The organism is Gemmatimonadaceae bacterium, assembly GCA_035633115.1.
Lineage (GTDB): Bacteria > Gemmatimonadota > Gemmatimonadetes > Gemmatimonadales > Gemmatimonadaceae > UBA4720.
In genome coordinates, this window is sequence record DASQFN010000112.1 from 143,847 (window position 1) to 159,333 (window position 15,487).

The 15,487-nt window shown below is 62.0% G+C and carries 13 protein-coding genes and 1 tRNA gene; 11 read left to right on the forward strand and 3 right to left on the reverse strand.

Annotation, left to right across the window (positions count from 1 at the left end; all coding sequences use genetic code 11):
* Nucleotides 1-66 precede the first annotated feature (66 nt).
* The 6 genes from VES88_16385 to VES88_16410 all read left to right on the forward strand — a co-directional run bounded on the left by VES88_16385 (nt 67) and on the right by VES88_16410 (nt 6,951).
* Complete coding sequence (locus tag VES88_16385; GenBank protein ID HYN83060.1) at nt 67-297, forward strand: type II toxin-antitoxin system Phd/YefM family antitoxin; 231 nt, start codon at nt 67-69, stop codon at nt 295-297.
* Nucleotides 294-683 (forward strand): type II toxin-antitoxin system VapC family toxin, encoded by a 390-nt coding sequence (locus VES88_16390; GenBank protein ID HYN83061.1) that lies wholly within the window; start codon nt 294-296, stop codon nt 681-683. Before VES88_16385 ends, VES88_16390 begins: the two co-directional genes overlap by 4 nt.
* Before the next feature lie 170 nt (nt 684-853).
* Nucleotides 854-2,668 (forward strand): FAD-dependent oxidoreductase, encoded by a 1,815-nt coding sequence (locus tag VES88_16395; protein HYN83062.1) that lies wholly within the window; start codon nt 854-856, stop codon nt 2,666-2,668.
* On the forward strand, nt 2,665-4,464 hold the full coding sequence (locus VES88_16400; GenBank protein ID HYN83063.1) for a 2-oxoacid:acceptor oxidoreductase subunit alpha: 1,800 nt from the start codon (nt 2,665-2,667) through the stop codon (nt 4,462-4,464). Before VES88_16395 ends, VES88_16400 begins: the two co-directional genes overlap by 4 nt.
* Nucleotides 4,461-5,516, forward strand: coding sequence for a 2-oxoacid:ferredoxin oxidoreductase subunit beta (locus VES88_16405; GenBank protein ID HYN83064.1), 1,056 nt, complete (start codon nt 4,461-4,463; stop codon nt 5,514-5,516). The genes VES88_16400 and VES88_16405 overlap by 4 nt, the downstream gene beginning before the upstream one ends.
* 25 nt (nt 5,517-5,541) lie before the next feature.
* Complete coding sequence (locus VES88_16410; GenBank protein ID HYN83065.1) at nt 5,542-6,951, forward strand: amino acid permease; 1,410 nt, start codon at nt 5,542-5,544, stop codon at nt 6,949-6,951.
* A gap of 1 nt (nt 6,952) precedes the next feature.
* Here the strand turns inward: VES88_16410 and VES88_16415 are convergent, their stop codons facing one another.
* The gene (locus VES88_16415; GenBank protein ID HYN83066.1) at nt 6,953-7,930 is read right to left on the reverse strand and encodes a methyltransferase domain-containing protein; all 978 of its coding nucleotides are present in this window, start codon (nt 7,928-7,930) and stop codon (nt 6,953-6,955) included.
* A 246-nt stretch (nt 7,931-8,176) separates the two neighbouring features.
* Here VES88_16415 and VES88_16420 point away from each other — a divergent pair, with 246 nt between their 5' ends.
* Both VES88_16420 and VES88_16425 read left to right on the forward strand, forming a co-directional pair.
* Nucleotides 8,177-10,831, forward strand: a complete 2,655-nt coding sequence (locus VES88_16420) for a protein kinase (protein ID HYN83067.1) — start codon at nt 8,177-8,179, stop codon at nt 10,829-10,831.
* Nucleotides 10,832-10,847: 16 nt separating this feature from the next.
* The gene (locus VES88_16425) at nt 10,848-11,552 is read left to right on the forward strand and encodes a nitroreductase family protein (GenBank protein ID HYN83068.1); all 705 of its coding nucleotides are present in this window, start codon (nt 10,848-10,850) and stop codon (nt 11,550-11,552) included.
* A 25-nt stretch (nt 11,553-11,577) separates the two neighbouring features.
* Here VES88_16425 and VES88_16430 read toward each other — a convergent pair whose 3' ends face one another.
* The gene (locus VES88_16430) at nt 11,578-12,111 is read right to left on the reverse strand and encodes a prolyl oligopeptidase family serine peptidase (GenBank protein HYN83069.1); all 534 of its coding nucleotides are present in this window, start codon (nt 12,109-12,111) and stop codon (nt 11,578-11,580) included.
* 282 nt (nt 12,112-12,393) lie between these two features.
* On the opposite strand from VES88_16430, the gene VES88_16435 reads away from it, so the two are divergent.
* A complete protein-coding gene (locus tag VES88_16435; GenBank protein ID HYN83070.1) occupies nt 12,394-13,293 on the forward strand; it encodes a DUF4382 domain-containing protein in 900 nt (299 codons plus the stop codon).
* 354 nt (nt 13,294-13,647) lie between these two features.
* Here VES88_16435 and VES88_16440 read toward each other — a convergent pair whose 3' ends face one another.
* Nucleotides 13,648-14,133, reverse strand: a complete 486-nt coding sequence (locus tag VES88_16440; GenBank protein ID HYN83071.1) for a hypothetical protein — start codon at nt 14,131-14,133, stop codon at nt 13,648-13,650.
* A gap of 106 nt (nt 14,134-14,239) precedes the next feature.
* Here VES88_16440 and VES88_16445 point away from each other — a divergent pair, with 106 nt between their 5' ends.
* Together VES88_16445 and VES88_16450 are read left to right on the forward strand one after the other, a co-directional pair.
* On the forward strand, nt 14,240-15,130 hold the full coding sequence (locus VES88_16445; GenBank protein ID HYN83072.1) for a diacylglycerol kinase family protein: 891 nt from the start codon (nt 14,240-14,242) through the stop codon (nt 15,128-15,130).
* 51 nt (nt 15,131-15,181) lie between these two features.
* Nucleotides 15,182-15,255, forward strand: a tRNA-Pro gene (locus VES88_16450).
* The last annotated feature ends 232 nt before the right edge of the window (nt 15,256-15,487 follow it).

Sequence of the window (15,487 nt, forward strand, 5' to 3'; positions counted from 1 at the left end):
GTTCGGTATACGCCTTGAGGCTTGCCGACTGGTTGACTTAGTTCACGACTTAGTTCATGTTAAGGAATGTCCTCTGTCAACGTTCACCAGGCAAAAACCCACCTCTCCCAACTGCTGCGCCGCGTTGCGGCCGGCGAGGAGATCATAATCTCCAATGCCGGCCAGCCAGTCGCGCGCTTAGTGCCCATTGGCGGCGCGAAGAAGCGACGGCTGGGTACCGACCAGGGCGCGTTCAACGTTCCGGACGATTTCGATGATCCCCTCGCGCCCGAGGTGTTGGACGCCTTCGAACGGTGAGGCTCCTGCTCGACACCCACGTCTGGCTGTGGATGATCGCCGAGCCGGAACGGTTTGACGTAGACACGGCGGCGGTGCTGGAAAATTCCGCGAATGAGCTCCTGCTCTCAGCGGCCAGCTCGTGGGAGATTGCGATCAAGCACTCACTTGGCAAACTGACACTTCCAGCGCCGGCAGCGAAGTACGTTCCGCAGCAGATCGCAAAAACCGGCGTGACACCGCTCCTTATCGAACACAGCCATGCGCTCCGCGTCGCCGAGCTGCCCTCGCACCATCGGGATCCCTTCGACCGGCTGCTCGTTGCGCAGGCCGAACTCGAAGGAGTCACGCTGATGACCGCCGACCGACAGTTCGAGCCCTACGGCATTCCTATCGAGTGGGTGTAGGATCCTCCCCCGACTCTTTTTGCTTTCCCCAAGTCTCTAACCAATCATAGATTGGATCTGAACGAGCGGACGTAGCCCGACTCGCTGTAGCCTCTGACTGACCTGAAGAGTCTGGGGTATCATCCTCACTGAACGCTTGTTGCACCCGAACAGCGGAAGAGCGCCGACGCATGGCCATGCACACCGACGTCACAAATCCTCACTACTACCATAAAGTCGTAGACTGCCAATATGCCTGTCCGGCACACACGAATGTGCCCGAATACCTGCGGCTTATCGCGCAAGGCCGGTACACCGAGTCGTACCTCCTCAATCGCGAGTCCAACGTGTTTCCCGGTATCCTGGGGCGAACCTGCGACCGGCCGTGCGAGCCGGCCTGCCGGCGCATGCGCGTCGATGGGAAACCGGTCGCGATCTGCCGCCTCAAGCGCGTTGCCGCGGATTTGCGCGATGACGTCACGGAATATCTGCCTAAAGCCCCGCTCATCCGGAACGGGAAGCGCGTTGCCCTCATCGGTGCCGGCCCGGCTTCGCTGACGGTCGCCAACGATCTCCTCCCCATCGGGTACGAGGTCGTGATCTACGAAAAGACCGCGCGCGCCGGTGGCCTGATGCGCTTCAACATTCCCGCGTTTCGGTTGCCCGAGAGCGTGTTGAACGAGGAAACGCAGTGCATCATCGACATGGGCGCCGAGGTTCGGTACGACACGACGGTCGAGAGCATGAAGGCGCTGCTCGATGAAGATTACGATGCCGTATTCGTCGGAAGCGGTGCGCCGAAGGGGAAGGAGCTGGACATCCCCGGTCGCTGGGATCCTGGCGCGCGCGAAAAAATTCACATCGGCATCGAGTGGCTTGGATCGGTGCACTTCGGCCACATCGACAAGATCGGCGAAAAAGTGCTGATCATCGGCGTCGGCAACACGGCCATGGACTGCTGTCGCACGTCACGCCGGCTCGGCGGCGTTGACACGAAGGTCATCGCGCGCCGCTCACGCCCGTATTTCAAGGCGTCGCCGTGGGAGCTGGAAGACGCGGAAGAAGAAGGCATCGACATCGTCGAGAATCACGCGCCGAAGCGGTTCGTAGTGGAGAACGGAAAGCTCGTCGGCATGGAATTCGAGCGCCTCGAGTGGACGGGGGGGGAGACAAACGGCCGGCAGACCAGCAAGGTCGTCGATACGGTCATCCTCCCTTGCGACGAAGTGATTCTCGCCATCGGACAGGACAACGCGTTTCCCTGGATCGAGCGCGACATCGGCATTGCGTTCGACCAGTGGAACATGCCGGTGGTCGACAAGACGACAATGGAGTCTTCTCTTCCCGGCGCCTTCTTTGGCGGCGATTCGGCCTGGGGGCCATCGAACATCATCTGGGCAGTAGAGCATGGACATCAGGCGGCCATCTCCATTCACCATCATTGTCAGGGTGTGCCGGTAACGGAGCGTCCGCCTCAGGGAATGCATCTCGCCAGCACGAAGATGGGAATGCATTCGTGGGCGTACAGCAACGATTTCAATCTTTCGCCGCGCGCGAAGATGAATCACGCCGAGCTCGTAGAGCGATTCTCGAAGATCAGCGTGGAGGTGGAGCTCGGATTCACGCCGGAGCAGACGGCCACCGAAGTCGAGCGGTGTCTCAACTGTGATGTGGAAACGCACTTCAGCGCTTCGCTCTGCATCGAATGCGACGCGTGCGTCGATGTGTGTCCGGTCAACTGTCTGACCATCGCGCCGCCTCCGGAGTCGGAAGCGGAGCTTCGCACACGACTGTCGGCACCCGCGGAGAATCTCACACAGGACCTGTACGTCTCAGAGGCGTTGCCGCAAACAAAGCGAGTGATGGTGAAGGACGAAGACATCTGCCTGCACTGCGGATTGTGCGCCGAGCGATGTCCAACGGCGGCCTGGGACATGGCGAAGTTCGCCCTCGTGCTGCCGTATGCTTTTAGTGAGTCAGGTACAGTCGTCCCGGTGACCGTATGAGCGGTATCAACGACTTTGCGTTCAAGATGGCCACTGTGAATGGCACGGGCTCGGCCAGCGCCAACAGCCTGCTCATGCAGGCGATTTTCCGCATGGGCATTCCGGTGACGGGCAAGAACATCTTTCCGTCGAACATCCAGGGACTGCCCACCTTCTACGAGATTCGTGTCAGCAAGGACGGCTATATCGCGCGCCCGGCTGAAGTTGACCTCGTTGTCGCGCTCAACCCGAGCACTTATGCGAAGGATGTAGCGACGGTGCGCCCGGGCGGCTACCTGTTGTACGACTCGTCGTGGCCGCTCGAGCCCGAGCTGGTGCGCGAGGGCATCACGATTCTCGGCATCCCCTTCGGCCGCATGTGCGTGGAGAACTTCAAGGGAGATCGCGACCGCACGCTGCTCCGCAACATCGTGTACGCGGGCGCGCTCGCGGCGCTGCTGGAAATCGACATGGAAATCGTCGGCCAGATGCTGATCGAAAAGTTCTCGAAGAAGAAGAAGCTGCTCGACGCGAACAACATCGCCATCAGGCTCGGCTACGATTACGCGAAGGCAAACTACGACTGTCCGCTACCGTTTCATCTCGAAAAGATGAACGCCAACGGCGATTCGATAATCATCGATGGCAACACCGCGGCCGGACTCGGCGCGGTATATGCCGGCGCGACGGTGGGCGCGTGGTATCCCATCACGCCATCGACTTCCTTGATGGAGGCGTTCAAGAATTTCTGCGAGAAGTTTCGCACGGATCCCGAGACAGGTCTGGCCCGCTACTGCATCATCCAGGCGGAAGACGAGCTGTCCGCGGCAGGCATCGCCATCGGCGCCGGGTGGGCCGGTGCACGCGCGTTCACGAACACAGCCGGCCCCGGGATATCTCTCATGCAGGAGTTCATCGGGCTCGCGTACTACACCGAGATACCCGCTGTCTTCTACGATATTCAGCGCACGGGCCCGTCCACCGGAATGCCGACGCGCACCCAGCAGGGCGATCTGATGTCGCTTGCGTACGCGTCACATGGTGACACCAAGCACATCGTGCTCTTTCCCTGCAATCCGGAAGAGTGCTTCTATATGAGTGTCACCGCGTTCGATCTTGCCGAGCGTTTTCAGACGCCGGTGTTCGTGGCGAGCGACCTCGACATCGGCATGAACGACTGGATGTGCAAGCGGCTCACGTGGGACGATAGCTATCGCCCGGATCGCGGCAAGGTTCTTGGTGCGGACGAGCTTGCCAACGTGAAGAAGTTCTCGCGGTACCTGTGCGAGGATGAGGACGGGATCGCTGCGCGCACACTTCCCGGCGTGCACCCCAACGGTGCGTACTTCGTGCGCGGCTCGGGTCACGACAAGCACGGCGCATACACGGAAGACTCGGACGCGTATCAGGAAGTGCTCGACCGCCTGGCGATCAAGTTTGCCGCGGCAGCCAAAGCGGTCCCGGAGCCAGAGGTCCGCCTTCAGCAGGACGCGAGCGTTGGCATTGTCTCACTCGGGGGTTGCCACGCCGCGGTGCTCGAAGCGATCGACCGTCTGCGGGGTCAGGGAATTGTTGCGGACTACATGCGCGTCAGGGCGTTTCCGTTCAACGAATCGGTCAAGGCTTTTCTCGATTCTCACCCCACAGTGTTCGTAGTAGAGCAGAACCGCGACGCGCAGCTCCGTTCGTTGCTGGCCATCGAGACCGGCGCCGCGCGCGATGCGATGGTGCCCGTGCTCGATTACGGCGGCATGCCGCTCACGGCGAATGTTGTCGTCACGGCCGTGACGAACCACATGGCACAGGTGGCCGCGTGACCTCGATTACGAAACCGCCGGTTCGCCATCCGGGGCTGCGCAAGAACACGCTCGGCTTCACGGTGCGCGACTACGAGGGTGCGATGTCGACGCTGTGCGCTGGATGTGGGCACGACTCCGTGACGGCCGCGCTCGTGCAGGCGTGCTGGGAGCTGGCCCTTCCACCGCATCGCGCCGCGAAGATGAGCGGCATCGGCTGCTCGTCCAAGACCACCGCGTATTTCATGAGACAGTCGCACGGCTTCAACAGCGTGCACGGGCGCATGCCGTCGGTCACATCCGGCGCGAACGCCGCAAATCGGGACCTCATCTACATCGGCATTTCTGGTGACGGTGATTCGCTGTCCATCGGGCTGGGACAATTGTCACACGCCATTCGACGCAACGTGCGCATGCTGTACCTCATCGACAACAATGGCGTCTACGGACTCACCAAGGGCCAGTTCTCGGCATCAGCCGACATTGGCTCTACCTCGAAGAAGGGCGAAGCCAACCTGCAGCCGCCCATCGACCCGGTGCTGCTCGCGCTGACACTTGGTGCCACGTTCGTGGCGCGCAGCTTTTCGGGCGACAAGTCGCAGCTGGTGCCGATTCTCAAGGCGGGGCTCACGCACAACGGGCTGGCGCTCGTCGACATCATCTCGCCCTGCGTGACCTTCAACGACCACGAAGGATCCACGAAGAGCTATAAGTTCACGCGCGAGCACGAAGTCGAGGTGGTGGAAGCTGATTTCGTTCCGCTTCGGCGCGAGGTCGTGGCGCCGGAAACCGACGAGGCGGTGTCTGTGGTGACGATGCACGACGGCAGCACTGTGCGGTTTCGGAAACTCCCCCAGGGCTACGATCCGACCGATCGCGAGGCAGCGTACACGCACGTGCGCGCGTGCCAGCAGCGCGGCGAAGTGGCGACGGGCCTGCTCTTCCTCGACGAGAACGGCCAGGACATGCACGCGGTGTCGAAGACCGTGGAAACGCCGCTAGTCGACGTGCCCTTCGAGCAGCTCTGCCCGGGGAACGATGCGCTGCAGAAGCTGATGGAGAAATTCCGTTAGGCCTTTCGAGCGAGTCGGTCCAACTGTGAAGGCTGGATTTCGGCGGGGCGAGCCGCGCGCTGTGGTCAGCCTCCACGAAGCCGTTGCGATCATCGTCGGCATCGTCATCGGTGCGGGCATCTTCAAGTCACCGTCATTGGTGGCCGGCATGACCGGAACCGCAGGGTGGATGTTTGCGGCGTGGGCACTTGGAGGCCTGGTGTCCCTTATCGGTGCGCTGTGTTACGCCGAGCTTGCGACCACATATCCGAATGTCGGCGGTGACTATCACTTCCTCCACCGTGCTTATGGCCGGGCGGTGTCATTCACCTTCGCCTGGGCGCGGTTCTCCGTCATCACCACCGGCTCGATCGCACTGCTTGCGTTCGTTTTCGGCGATTACGTGTCGGAAATTCTGCCGCTGGGTGCGCGCGGTCCGGCACTGTACGCGGCCGCGGCCATAACGATCCTTACATGGGTCAATCTTCGCGGCATCAAGCCGAGCACCGGCGCTCAGACCGTGTTCACGGTCTTCGAGGTAGGCGGGCTTATGCTGATCGTCATCAGCGGCCTTTTCCTTCTCGGGAGCCCCACCGGTGTAGCGGAGGCACCCGCCGAGAACACTTCGTCTGCGCCTTCGCTCCGCGGGTTCGGGATGGCGATGGTATTCGTGCTCCTCACCTACGGCGGCTGGAACGAGGCCGTTTACATCAATGCGGAGCTGAAGGACAGGCGCCGTAACATGGTGCGGGCGCTTGTGATTTCGATCGTCGCGATCACCGCGCTTTATCTACTGGTGACCTGGGCGTACTGGCGAGGACTCGGCATCGAAGGCATGGCCAGGTCCGAAGCGATCGCGGCCGATCTGCTGCGCGTCGCGTTCGGTAACACGAGTGGGACGCTTATCGCGGTCATGGTGGCGATCGCCGCACTTACCTCGATCAACGCGACCATGATCGTCGGCGCACGCACCAATTTCGCGGTCGGGCGTGACTGGCAAGTGCTGAGCAGAGTCGGCGAGTGGGACGAGTCGCGTGGGACGCCGGTAGCCGCGGTGCTTCTGCAGGGTGCTGCGGCGTTGGTGTTGGTAGCAATCGGCGCGGTCACCGGCGGGGGGTTTAAAGCGATGGTCGAATTCACCGCCCCGGTGTTCTGGTTGTTCTTCCTGCTGGCGGGAGTATCGCTGTTCGTGCTGCGCAGGCGCGAGCCGAATGTCGAGCGACCCTTCAGGGTTCCGCTTTATCCTCTGTTGCCGATGATCTTTGTCACTGTTTGCGCCTACATGCTTTGGTCCAGCCTCTCATACGTCTACAGCCAGGAGTTGGGGGGGCTCAACGCCGCGTGGATCGGAGTCGGCGTCCTCGTAGTTGGCGGCGGGCTGTTATTACTCGTGCGCGGCTCGACGCCCTCTTCGCCCGACGTCGAGCCGGCTCCATCGGCAGCCGCCGAGGCGTAGCCTACGAGCCCACGCGCGTGGCGGTGAACGGTCTCGTGCTCGAGCCACGCGTAACGCTGCCTGTCACCGTCTTCCCCTTCACTCTGCCGGTGTACTTGGCGTTGCCGGCGGCGAAGGAGATCTGGTCACCGCGAAGGCTGCCTTCGACCTTATTCGAGCCCAGCGTGCCGGAGACGCGTTGGAACGTTTGCGTCAACTGCAGCTCACCATCGGGCAGCCTCCACTTGCCTCCGACTTTCGCCGGCACGATCCAGAGATGAGCGGTGCAGTAGCCCGTGCAGCCGTCTTTCTCGGCGACGACTTGGGTTTCATCCGGCTCCCAGTCTCCCATTTTGAATGTGTTCGAGACTACACGCGTGCCGGGCTTCATTGCGAGAAAGGTCGGCCGCAGCTTCACGTTCAGGTCAGCCAGGAGGAACAGGGTGAGGACTGTGGCGTTCGAGAAATCCGTCTTGAAAATGTCGCCCTCGACAAACCTCGCCTTCTCGCCGATGCCTTCCTGCTGGGCAAGGCGCTTCGACAGCGCCACCATGTCCGGGTTGTATTCCACGCCGGTCGATCTTGCGCCGCGCTTGGCCGCTGTGATCACCATCCGGCCGTCGCCCGACCCAAGATCGAAATGAATGTCGTTCCGGGTGAGCTTGGCCATCTCGAGCATTCTGTCCACGAGTGACTGGGGCGTCGGCACCCACACGACATCTTTGCCTGCCTGTCCAACACTCGGCTTGAAACCATCGGTTTTGGTTGCCTCGGCTGGCTGAGTCGGCGCCTGTGTCCCAGCGCCCGCAGATGGAGCCGGGCTGGTTGCCTCGGCTGGCTGAGTCGTCGGCGGCTGAGCCGCAGCTGTAACCTCCGGTATCGCAAGCGGCTTGGATTCCGCAACCGGGTTTGCCGGGTCGGCAGTCCGCGCGCACGCACCGGCACCGAAAAGTGAGACAATGACGGCAACCGTAGCGGGGCGAAGATGACCGCGATGCATGCTACTACCTCGATGCTCAAGGATTGAGTGATTACCAGAAACGTTGGGAGGAGGAAGAAGTGGGCCAAGCCAGTCTCCCAACGTAGCTCGGGCCGAATCCGCTGGTAACGCCGCTCAGAAATCGGAAGATTGCTGCGGCCGGCCATGAGTCCCTCAGGCTTGGCCGCTTCTCGTTGGCGGCGACGGAATAGCGCCGGAAGAGTTCCTCCTGCACATTGCGGCTCGCACCCTTCGGAGCGTCAACGCGTGACGGAAGTCCTTGACCGCCTGATATCCCTTCTCTCCGACCGCTACCGCATCGAGCGCGAGCTTGGTCAGGGCGGCATGGCGACGGTGTATCTCGCCGAAGACATCAGGCACGGCCGGAACGTCGCGGTAAAGGTGGTTCATCCTGATCTCGCCGCCGTTCTCGGAAGCGACCGTTTTCTCGCGGAGATCCGCACGACGGCGAATCTCCAACATCCGCACATCCTTCCGCTTTACGATTCGGGACAGATAGAGGGACAGCTCTTCTACGTCATGCCGTACGTGAAAGGCGAAAGTCTTCGCGACCGGCTCGATCGTGAGAGACAACTTCCCATCGAGGATGCGATGCGCATCACCCGTCAGGTCGCGAGCGCTCTCGAATACGCTCACCGCCAGGGAGTCGTGCACCGCGACGTGAAGCCGGAAAACGTTCTCCTCCAGGAAGGACAGGCACTCGTCGCCGATTTCGGGATCGCGCTCGCGGTGAGTCAAGCCGGAACCAGCCGGCTCACGCAGACGGGCCTGTCGCTCGGAACACCCTCATACATGAGTCCCGAGCAAGCTACCGGCGAGAGATCGATCGACGCGCGCTCCGACATCTACTCGCTCGGCGTGATGCTCTACGAGATGCTGGCTGGACAGCCTCCCTTCACCGGCGCAAACGCGCAGGCGGTGGTGGCGAAGGTGCTCACCGAGAAGCCGCCCGCTGTAACCGCCAGCCGCGGCAGCGTTCCGCGGCACATCACGCTCGCGATCGACAAGGCGCTGGCGAAGCTGCCCGCCGACCGGTTCACGACTGCCGCCGAGTTTGCGGCGGCGATAGAGAATCCACGATTCACGACAGAAGCGGGTGAGGTCGAAACGGCCACGGCTGGATCTGTCAGGAACTGGAGACGCGTCAGTGTCGCGCTGGCCGGCGTCTCGGCGTTGCTTCTGCTCGCCGCCGCATGGGGTGTGTCTGGAAGGCGCTCGGCCACCGCTCTCAAGATTTACGATGTCGGACTCGAGGACGCCGGACCGATAGCGTTCAACGGGACGAGCCTCACTATATCGCCGAACGGCGACTTTGTCATCTACAGCGGCGGCGAGGAGTCGGCGCGTCCCCGCTTGTGGTATCGCAGCCTGGTGGACGCTACCACCCGTCCGATCGAAGGAACCGAGGGTGGATTGGAGCCGCGCATCTCGCCCGACGGCAAGGTCGTCGCGTTCCTGGACTATCCGCGTATCAGGGTCATGCCTGTCGCCGGCGGTACGACACGTGTCGTCGCAGAAGTTCGAGATCCCGTCAGCATCGAGTGGGGCTCGCCTACGCGTCTCTACATCGATGACGACGACGGAAATACGCTCCGCTGGATCGATGCCGAGGTCGGTCAGACGTCGTCCGCACGCATCCCATACTGTGTGGACGCGCGCTGGCTGCCGACGACGGAGGAGGTGCTTTGCGGCGGAGGCGGCCGCAAGTACGCGATGATCGCAAATCCGAAGACTGACCGGTACCGGGTAGTCAACACCGCAACTGCTGACCGCGAGGCCGGGTTCGACATCGTCGCCGGCTCTGACTTCCGAGTGGTAGACGACAAGTACGTCGTCTTCATGTCGGTGGAAGGTGACATCGCGGCAGCGAAGTTCGACGCGCGAGCTGCGCGAATCGGGCGTCCAGTGCGCCTCGTTCAAGGCGTGAGGCGTGAGGCCTACCGCGGTACCGGTCAGTTCGACATCGCCGACAACGGGACGCTCGTTTACGCACTCGGCGCCAACGCGGAGATCGGCCCGATTGTGCGCGCGAGTGCCGGTTCGCCGCCGGAGCCGCTGCCGGTACCGCCGGCCGCGTTTCTGCGCTACCGCCTGAGCCCCGACGAGAGGCGGCTGGCCGCAGTCGTCCAGGCCTCCGGAAACCAGGAGCTCCGCATTTACAATCTTCGCGACGGCCGCAGTCATGTGTGGCTCTCGCACCAGAGTATAGGCGAACCGGTGTGGAGCCCGCGCGGCGACCGTATCGCCACCGCACTCCTCACAGATCGCGGCGAGCGAACGATGGCAGAGACGCGCGTGATAATCGGATCACCAGACGCGACGAGTGCGCCCGATACCATCTTCAGCGGCGACGGTGGCTTCGAGCCCACGAGCTGGCCGAACGATTCGCTGATCATCGCGCAGGACTGGAGCGGCTCGATAGCACTGGGAGTGAATCCGGGAACGCGTCCTGTTCGCATCGACTCACTGGTCAGGGACGCTGTTTTTCCGTCGCTTTCGCCTGGTGGGCGGCTGCTTGCCTACTCCTCGAAAAGATCGGCGGAAGTGGTGCTGACTCCGTACCCGTCGCGGGACCGCCGCGTCGTGGTGAGTCGCGACGGAGGCGAGGCTCAATGGCTCTCACCCGGCCGCCTCAATTTCCGCTCCGGGTTGAGCTGGATGGAGGTAGATGTGAATCCGGTCACCGGGGAGCTCGCCGGTCCCGCGCGGCGGTGGCTCACTGACGCGCGATTCAGCGATACGCCCGGGTGGTCGCAGCATCCCACGCGCGACGGAGGATTGATTTACGTACAGGGGCCAGCCAGGACAGGCGCGTCTTATCTTCGCGTCGTGCCGAACTGGGTGGCTGCAATGAAGCGGGCAGTGGACGACGCCGCTGAGGGTGGAAGCGGGTCGAAATGACGCTCCGCAACACGGTATGATCCCTGATGAGCGCGGTACGGCGGCGCCCGCAACTGACGCTCGTCATTCCTTCGAGCCGCTCAGCGCATACCGTGAGTATCCGGCCGCCGAAATGCTCGCTCGCAGCCGCGCCTTCGCTGCCGACATGCAGCGGCGGCGCACGACGAGGCACTTCAGCAACCGGCCTGTCGAACACGCGGTGATCGAGGCGTGCATAGAAACAGCGGGCACGGCACCGAGCGGCGCCCATCAACAGCCGTGGCATTTCGTAGCCGTTAGCGATCCCGCGATGAAGCGCCAAATCCGCGAGGCGGCGGAGCGCGCTGAAGAGGAGTTCTACGCGTCCGCGCCCGCTGAATGGCTGGCCGCGCTCGAGCCCCTCGGCACCGACGCGATCAAGCCATACCTGGAGACCGCACCATACCTGATTGCGGTTTTTGCTGTGCGCTACAAACTGAACAGCAGCGGTGAACGGCAGGCGCACTACTACGTTCAGGAGTCAGTCGGGATCGCGACGGGTTTCCTACTCGCGGCATTGCACAATGCGGGACTCGTCGCGCTGACCCACACACCCAATCCGATGAATTTCCTCACGACCCTGCTGGGGCGCCCACGGAACGAGCGGCCGGTGATGCTGTTAGTCACGGGATATCCGGCGCCTGACGCGATGGTACCGCGTCTCGCACGCAAACCGCTGGCAGAGATCGCCACGTTTCGCTAGCGGACGTGACGCGCCTGAGGCCCTGCTACTCTGCCGCTCCCTTCAAATAGCGATCAAGGAACTGGATGACCGCAGAGTATCCCCGAATCGGATTCTCCTTCTTCACGAAGCCGTGCCCTTCATCGGGGAAAATCACGTACTCCACCGGAACGCCGTTCTTTCGCGCAGCCGCGACTATCTCCTCGGATTCAACCTTCAGAACGCGCGGATCGTTCGCCCCCTGAAGCACCATCAGCGGCACCTTGATCTTCTCGGCGTTGAACAGGGGTGACACCCTGTGGAGGCGGACATAGAGGTCGAAGTAACGCTCGTCACGCTCGTTGGTTGAAACGAAGAATGACTTGTCGTCGCCGGCCCATCCTTCAAAGCTCGCCTTGACCTTTGCCCGCGCGAAGATCGACTGAGTCGTTGATTGGGTGAGTGGGACAGGTGCTCCACCCGCCGCCGGTATCGCGTACACGTTCCAGATCCCGGTCGCATTGGACGAGACCAGTATGTGTTTCCGATCCGAGGACCACGACGCGCCGTTGTAGGATGTATTCGCGTAGAAGTCCTGCATCGTGTACTGCTGCGGGGTCCGACCAGGCGAGGCGGAATTGCTCGCAGTAGTAGTGGGCGGAGTGCTCGGGGCGCAGGCGACGAGGACGGCGGCGGCGGCGGCGGCGAGCAGGCATCCTTGCGGGATCCAACGAGGCGTGGGAGTTTCCGGAGTAGTGTACCGCAATCATACCCCTCGGCGGACACTGAAGGCTAGAAGGCGACGCTGACAGATGAAGCGCTGGTGGCGCAGAATGTGCCCCCTTTGGGCCTGACACTAGAGGCAGTTTTTGGAGGCACTCTGATGAAAAACACACTCAGAATACTGTCGGTCCTGGCCGGCGCGGGCTTGGGCGCCACGGCGTGCGGCGAATCCGGGGGCTTACCGCTCCTGACCGGGACTGCGCAGCTCACCGTGCAATTGACGGACAAGCCTTTCCCGTTCAGCGAAGTAAAGCGCGTCGACATCTTTGTCGAGAGGGTAGATGCCAAGCCAGCCGAGACGCCCGCTTCGGAGGCTGAGGATCCGTCCGCGACGTCAGGGTGGACGACACTCGTGACACCCAACACGTTGATCAATCTGCTCGATCTCACCAACGGCAAAACGGCCAATCTCGGCGTCGCGACATTGCCGGCGGGGACGTACCGCAGCTTCCGGATGGTAATCGACACCGACAAGTCGAGCATCACGCTCAACAATGACACGAAGCCCGACGTGAAATGGCCCGCAGCAGGCATCAATGGAATCAAGATCATACTCGATGAACCGGTCGTAGTGGCCAGCCCGTCGAACCTGCTGATTGATTTCGACGTCGGCCGCAGCTTCGTGTTGCGCGGTAATTCGATATCCCAGAACGGTCTGATCTTCAAGCGAGTGCTCCGTGGGACGTCGCAGCAGAGCACGGGCAGCGTGGCGGGAAGCGTCCGCGCAGAGACCGCGGCCGGTGCGGGAGTGGCGGGTGCAACGGTTGAGGTGTTGAAGAACGGGACGGCCCTCACAGACACCAACGACAACAATGTTGTGCGCACCGGCATGACTGACGGCAGCGGCAACTTCACGCTCGCCTTTCTGCCGCCGGGCACTTATGTCGTCCGGGCGACTCCGCCCGACGCCTCGGGCTACAAGCCTGCTCTATTGACGGATGGACTGACAGTCACTGCCGGCACCGCGGTCACGGGTAAGACTATCGTAGTCACAAAATAGGTTGCGGTGTGCGCCGCCCCTCCTGCACGGCGCACATCCCACGCGCCCTTCTTCAGGAACTCTCTGCGGTTAGTCATGGGTCGATGTTTGTTGGATTACAACGTGGTCGCGGACTTGAAAATTGAATCGGCGACGCTGGGAGGGTGAGTATGAATCGTGTAAGGATGTTGTTTGCCAAAATCCGTTTCCCGCCTGCCAACGGGTCTGTTGAAATGGCGCGCCGCACAACCCCCGAAATCGTTTCCCCGCGTTAGCGAAGGGAAAGTTCAGGAGCGGTGCGGCGCCGGGAATATAAATATCAAACTGCGGGCCAGGGAGTTTTCAACACAATCGCGCCCGCGAGTTGATTCGTGATTACCAGTTCCCTTCTTTGCGCAGGTCCAATCGCAGCGGATGCTTGCTCTGACCTTCCGCGACGATGTATGGAACCATCAGCTGAGTGCCAGCGATGGTGCCGACAACCGGCTTCGGCTTCATGCCCTTGTGCTGCTTCGTCTTGTCGGCGAGGAACGTGATCTGTGTTCCCTTCACCCAATACTTGCCCTTGTAGGATTCGTTCAGCATCGGCCCGGGTCTCACAGCGGCGCGCGGCTTCACATGCTGACGGTAGTACTTGAACGATGCAATGAATCGTCCGTCGGGGCGCAGCGTGATCATCGCCTGCTCGAGCTTGAACCAGTGCTCCCACCCGTCCTGCGAAGGCACGCGCTCGATCCTCGGCAGCTTGTGGTAGTTGAGCTGCTTCGCGACGTAGAGTCCGGTTAGCGCGGCAGGCTTTGCCGGCGAAGCGGCGGGGATCGCGAGTGCGAGCAACGCAACCAGAGCGCTCTTGAGCATCATGTAGAAAAATATCGGCGTGGGCGGGACATGGACATCCTTTGTAATACACGGAATCGCCGGGTTGGTGCGTTGGCGAGAGTGACCCCGAGCGGTTAATTACCCCGTCATGCCGATTGTAATCCGCCGAGTGCTTTTGATAGTGAATCCTGCGTCGCGGCGAGGCTCCCGCGCGAGGGCGAAGGCGGAGCGCGCGTTCGCAGAGGCGGGGGTGCGATGCGACACGCGCGCGACTGAATCGCCCGGCCATGGAGCGATCCTTGCCGCCGAGCACGGCTCAGCGTACGACGCCGTGTTTACGCTTGGGGGAGACGGCACCGCAATCGAGATAGTGAGCGCGCTCGCGCACACCGGTCCACCCGTTGGGATTCTCCCGGGCGGAACCGGAAATGTCATCGCGCGAACCCTGGGCACGCCGTTGAAACTAGGGAAGGCCGTGCGGGCGCTTCTCGACGCCGACGAGGCGCGGATCGATCTTGGCCGACTATCTAACGGACAGAGATTCGCGATAGGAATGGGCGTGGGGCTCGACGCGGCCATGATTGCCGACGCACCGGCGCCGCTCAAGCGGAGGTTCGGATTCTTTGCGTATGTCGTGAGCGCGACTCGCGCAGTGCTGCGAATGAAAAAATTCCGTGTGCGCCTCACCGTGGACGGCGAGATCGTCGAGCGCCAGGCCTCGGCCGTGCTGATTGCAAACTTCGGGGCGGTCCTGAACAACCTCATCTCGTTTGGCGACGGCATCAGACGCGACGACGGATTTCTCAACGCCTGCATTTACTCACCGAACAATCTGAGGGATGCGGCGCGCATACTATGGAAGATGTCGCGCAAGAACTTTTCGCCGGATCGGTGCGTCAGCTACCATGTTGGAAAGGAATTCCGGCTGGAGACAATTCCCCCGCAACTGGGGCAGGCCGATGGCGAGCTGCTGGGGAATTCGCCGTTCGAGGTGACCGTCGAGCCCATGGCGGGACGGGTGTTGGTGCCCCGTCGCTGAGGGATTAAGTTACGAATTCCAGTGCGCTAAGCGGTGCTGGAGCTATCAAATCGGGGCGTAGCGTAGCCCGGTAGCGCGCCTGCTTCGGGAGCAGGAGGTCGCTGGTTCAAATCCAGTCGCCCCGACTTATCAAGTGCAGCCCCTGCAACGTTTTGCGTTGTGGGGGTCTTTGTTATCCGGATTCGGGGGTGAGTTTCGTGGGCTCCTGTTCTCGGAGTAGGAGGCCAACACCAATTGCGAAGCACTTCTCTCTCGGAATCTCCGCAGGACTGGAATGGCAGGGCTCGTCGACCCTACCATCGAAGCCTCCCTCCCATACTGAGTGAGCGACATCCCATAGCCGATGCCTAACGCGCA

Bases quoted from the DNA above. Each gene is read 5' to 3' on its own strand.
- VES88_16385 (HYN83060.1), top strand. From the start codon at position 67: ATGTCCTCTGTCAACGTTCACCAGGCAAAAACCCACCTCTCCCAACTG.
- VES88_16395 (HYN83062.1), top strand. From the start codon at position 854: ATGGCCATGCACACCGACGTCACAAATCCTCACTACTACCATAAAGTC.
- VES88_16400 (HYN83063.1), top strand. From the start codon at position 2,665: ATGAGCGGTATCAACGACTTTGCGTTCAAGATGGCCACTGTGAATGGC.
- VES88_16415 (HYN83066.1), bottom strand. From the start codon at position 7,930: ATGCATCGCGGTCATCTTCGCCCCGCTACGGTTGCCGTCATTGTCTCA.
- VES88_16425 (HYN83068.1), top strand. From the start codon at position 10,848: ATGATCCCTGATGAGCGCGGTACGGCGGCGCCCGCAACTGACGCTCGT.
- VES88_16430 (HYN83069.1), bottom strand. From the start codon at position 12,111: ATGCAGGACTTCTACGCGAATACATCCTACAACGGCGCGTCGTGGTCC.
- VES88_16435 (HYN83070.1), top strand. From the start codon at position 12,394: ATGAAAAACACACTCAGAATACTGTCGGTCCTGGCCGGCGCGGGCTTG.
- VES88_16440 (HYN83071.1), bottom strand. From the start codon at position 14,133: ATGATGCTCAAGAGCGCTCTGGTTGCGTTGCTCGCACTCGCGATCCCC.
- VES88_16445 (HYN83072.1), top strand. From the start codon at position 14,240: ATGCCGATTGTAATCCGCCGAGTGCTTTTGATAGTGAATCCTGCGTCG.